This window comes from Rhodoferax sp. (assembly GCF_037143375.1).
Lineage (GTDB): Bacteria > Pseudomonadota > Gammaproteobacteria > Burkholderiales > Burkholderiaceae_C > Rhodoferax.
In genome coordinates, this window is record NZ_JBAWYV010000237.1 from 1 (window position 1) to 3,591 (window position 3,591).

Below are 3,591 nucleotides of genomic sequence, written 5' to 3' on the forward strand. Positions count from 1 at the left end.
GAAGTGAGCCAGACGCTGGACCGCGCCGAGAAGTTTCTCAACCTGATTGCCTTGCTCTCGGCCTTGTTAAGTGCCGTGGCGGTGGCGCTGGCAGCGCGCGGCTTTGCCAACAACCATCTGGACGATTGCGCCATGCTGCGCGTGCTGGGCTTGAGCCAGCGCACCATGGCCGCCAGTTACACCTTTGAGTTCGCGGTCATTGGGGTGTTGGCCAGCGGCCTTGGCGTGGTGGCGGGCTTTGCTGTGCACTTTGGTTTCGTCATTCTGTTGGCGGGTTTGGTGGATTCCGCACTGCCGCCACCGACGCTCTGGCCGGTGCTGTTTGGCATGGGCATGGGCCTCACGCTGCTGATGGCGTTTGGACTGCCGCCGGTGCTGCAATTGGCACAGGTGCCACCGCTGCGCGTGATTCGCCGTGATGTTGGCAACCTCAAACCGGCCTCCCTTGGCGTGCTGGGCGTGGGCGTTGCCGGGTTTGCCACCTTGCTGTTGGCGGCCAGCAGCGACCTCAAGATGGGACTGATCGCCGTGGGGGGCTTTGCTGGCGCGGTGGTCGTGTTCGCCTTGCTGAGCTGGCTGGCCGTCAAGCTGCTGCGACGCACCGTGAACGAAAGCACCGCGCCGCGCTGGCTGGTGCTGGCCACGCGGCAAATCTCGGCCCGCCCGGCCTTTGCCGTAGTGCAGGTCAGCGCGCTGGCAGTGGGCTTGCTGGCGCTGGTGTTGCTGGTGCTGCTGCGCACCGACCTGATCAGCAGCTGGCGTCAGGCCACGCCGCCGGATGCGCCGAACCGCTTTGTCATCAACGTCATGCCGGAGCAGGGCGAAGCTTTTACCCAGGCGCTGCGCGATGCGGGCGTTGCTAAATTTGACTGGTATCCGATGATTCGAGGCCGTCTCGTGGCCGTGAACGACAAAGTCGTAACGCCCGATGACTATGCCGATGATCGGGCCAAACGGCTGGTGGACCGCGAGTTCAACCTGTCCAACAGCGCCATCAAACCTTCGCAAAATAGTGTGGTGGCCGGGCGCTGGACGGACGAAGAGCCGGGCGCCATCAGTGTCGAAGAAGGCATTGCCAAAACGCTCGGACTGCAATTGGGCGACCGTCTGCGCTTTGATGTGGGTGGGGTGCAAACTGACTCAAAAATCACCTCCTTGCGCAAGGTTGATTGGGGCTCCATGCGGGCCAACTTCTTTGTCATGTACCCGGTCAAAAACCTGGCCAATGTGCCCGCCACCTACATGAGCGCCTTCAAGGCGCCCGCCACGCCCGGGTTTGACAACGCGCTGGTGCGCCGTTTCCCCAACATCACCAGCGTCGACATGACCAGCACGCTGGCGCAGATTCAGCGGGTGCTCGACCAGGTCATCGGCGCGGTGGAGTTTTTGTTTGGCTTCACGCTGGCGGCCGGCTTGGTGGTGCTGTTTGCCGCCGTGACTGCCACGCGTGAGGAGCGCGCCCGCGAGTTCGCCATCATGCGGGCGGTCGGGGCGCAAAGCAGCTTGCTGCGTCAAGTGCAGCGCGCCGAGTTGATGGGCGTGGGCCTGTTGGCGGGATTTTTGGCCTCGGTGGTGGCCAGCGCGCTGGGCTGGGCCTTGGCCAAGTATGTGTTTGCGTTCGAGTGGCACGTCTCGCTGTGGGTGCCCCTGGCTGGCGCGCTGAGCGGCGCCTTGCTGGCGCTGGCCGCCGGTTGGTGGGGTTTGCGCGACGTGCTGCGCCGCCCGGTGGTGGAAACACTGCGGCGGGCTGCGCAGTAAAGTGGGTTGACTCAACGTTTGTATGACATGCACTTTCAAAATATTACGATAGGAGTCAATCGCCATGAGCACTGTTGAAAAAATCCTGAATGTGCGCCTGCCCGCTGACCTGCACGGCCAACTTGAACAATTGGTGCAGGCAACTGGGTGCACCAAGAGTTTTCTCACTGTTGAGGCACTCAAAAGTTATGTCAGCCAGGAGCAATGGCAAATTGCCGACATCCAGGCGGGCTTGCAGGAAGCTGATCAGGGCGATTTCGCCACAGTAGATGAAGTGAGTACCGTTTTTGCCAAATACGGCCACTGAGCATGGATGTCCGTTGGACCCGCAAGGCGCTTGAAAATCTGGACGCGATTGCGGCCTACATTGCACGAGACAACCCCGTGCGAGCCGGTTCATTCGTTGGCGAAATCAAGGATAAAACGAATCTTCTGGCCCGGTTTCCCGCCATGGGCCGCCCCGGTCGGGTGCCCGGCACGCGTGAACTGGTGGTGCATGAGAATGACGTGGTGCCTTATCGCGTGAAAGACGACGTGGTGCAAATACTGCGCATCCAGCATGTCGCCCGGCTCTGGCCGCAGCGGTTTTAGTGTGATTGAGGTGCTATATATTAAATAGCTGCTTGCGCAGGTTCTACCTGGGCTAGAGGCTGATTTGTTATAAATTTCTGAGTGCGCCTAGAATGGCCGGCATAATAATGCCCGGATAACAATCAGGGGAAGAAATGACTCCAAAACTATTACGCGGCACCGCCAAAGCGGCACTTTCGCCTCAAGCGCTGGCAGGGCGAATTTTGGTGAATCGCGGGCAGCGGGTCATGCTGGATGCTGATTTTGCTGATTTTTATAAAGTCGAAACGCGGGTCTTTAACCAAGCTGTGAACCGGAGCGTTCGCCGGCTTCCAGCAGACTTCATGTTTCAGCTGAGCATCGATGAGTTCTCGGACTTGATGTCGCAATTTGAGATGTCAAGTTAGGGCGGCTACTGTACGCGTCCCTATTTGATAAACCCTTTCACCTTCATGTAAACCGTGACATCCCCCATTTCAGAAGCCTTTTCCAAGTTGGTCACAGACCGGCAATCGGTTCGCGCCTATTTGCCAAAACAAGTGCCAGATAAGCTGCTGCAACACGTTTTGACGAGTGCCCGCCGCGCGCCCAGCGGCTCCAATTTGCAACCGGGTGCCATTTTGTCGATTCAGGGCGCGGCCAGGGAGCAGCTTTCCAGCAACCTGATTGAAGCTTGGCGCAACGGGCAGCAAGAAGTGGAGGATTATTCGTACTTCCCCCAGCCGATGCCGATGGCCCTCAAGCGCCGCCAAGCCGCATCAGCCCAGGCCTTGTATGGCGCGCTGGGTATTGGGCGCGCGGATCGGGCCGGACGAGATGCTCAGTTTGAGCGCAACTTTAAATTCTTTGACGCGCCTGTGGCCTTGGTCATCACGATTGCGCGCGATTTCGGCAGCGGCGGCTACCTAGATTTGGGCATGGCCATTTATGGTCTGATGCTGGCTGCGCAATCACACGGACTGGCGACCTGCGCCATTGGTGCCTTGGCGTCTTACCCGAACCGGGTGCGCAGCTGCCTGAAACTGGATGAACAGTGCTCTATTGTTTGCGGGTTGGCGCTGGGCTATGCCGACGAGGCGGCGCCGGTGAACCAGGCGCAGACGACACGTTGCGATCTGGAAGACTACTTTCGCGTCATCACCTGATTCCATTTCCAGATCAATACGATATGTCGTTGCTTTGCCTTGCCGTGCTAAAGCACTCTCGAAGGCTTCGCGCCTAATCTCCTATCGATCTGGAAACGGAATGAGAATCGCGTGTAAC

General features: G+C 59.2%; 5 protein-coding genes. All 5 read left to right on the forward strand.

Annotation, left to right across the window (positions count from 1 at the left end; all coding sequences use genetic code 11):
- Positions 1-1,758 (forward strand): FtsX-like permease family protein (locus WCG50_RS18285; protein WP_336901028.1); only part of this gene is annotated, 1,758 nt, incomplete at its 5' end.
- A 64-nt stretch (positions 1,759-1,822) separates the two neighbouring features.
- Positions 1,823-2,065 carry a hypothetical protein gene (locus WCG50_RS18290; RefSeq protein ID WP_336901029.1) on the forward strand — a complete coding sequence of 81 codons (243 nt, stop codon included), beginning with the start codon at positions 1,823-1,825 and terminating at the stop codon, positions 2,063-2,065.
- A gap of 2 nt (positions 2,066-2,067) precedes the next feature.
- Positions 2,068-2,349 carry a type II toxin-antitoxin system RelE/ParE family toxin gene (locus WCG50_RS18295; protein ID WP_336901030.1) on the forward strand — a complete coding sequence of 94 codons (282 nt, stop codon included), beginning with the start codon at positions 2,068-2,070 and terminating at the stop codon, positions 2,347-2,349.
- A gap of 134 nt (positions 2,350-2,483) precedes the next feature.
- Positions 2,484-2,735: an ORF6N domain-containing protein gene (locus WCG50_RS18300; RefSeq protein ID WP_336901031.1), complete on the forward strand. Its 252-nt coding sequence runs from the start codon at positions 2,484-2,486 to the stop codon at positions 2,733-2,735.
- A 54-nt stretch (positions 2,736-2,789) separates the two neighbouring features.
- Complete coding sequence (locus WCG50_RS18305) at positions 2,790-3,473, forward strand: nitroreductase (protein WP_336901032.1); 684 nt, start codon at positions 2,790-2,792, stop codon at positions 3,471-3,473.
- The last annotated feature ends 118 nt before the right edge of the window (positions 3,474-3,591 follow it).

Excerpts from the sequence above, each read along its gene's own strand:
- WCG50_RS18290 (WP_336901029.1), top strand. The coding sequence starts at position 1,823 with ATGAGCACTGTTGAAAAAATCCTGAATGTGCGCCTGCCCGCTGACCTG.
- WCG50_RS18295 (WP_336901030.1), top strand. The coding sequence starts at position 2,068 with ATGGATGTCCGTTGGACCCGCAAGGCGCTTGAAAATCTGGACGCGATT.
- WCG50_RS18300 (WP_336901031.1), top strand. The coding sequence starts at position 2,484 with ATGACTCCAAAACTATTACGCGGCACCGCCAAAGCGGCACTTTCGCCT.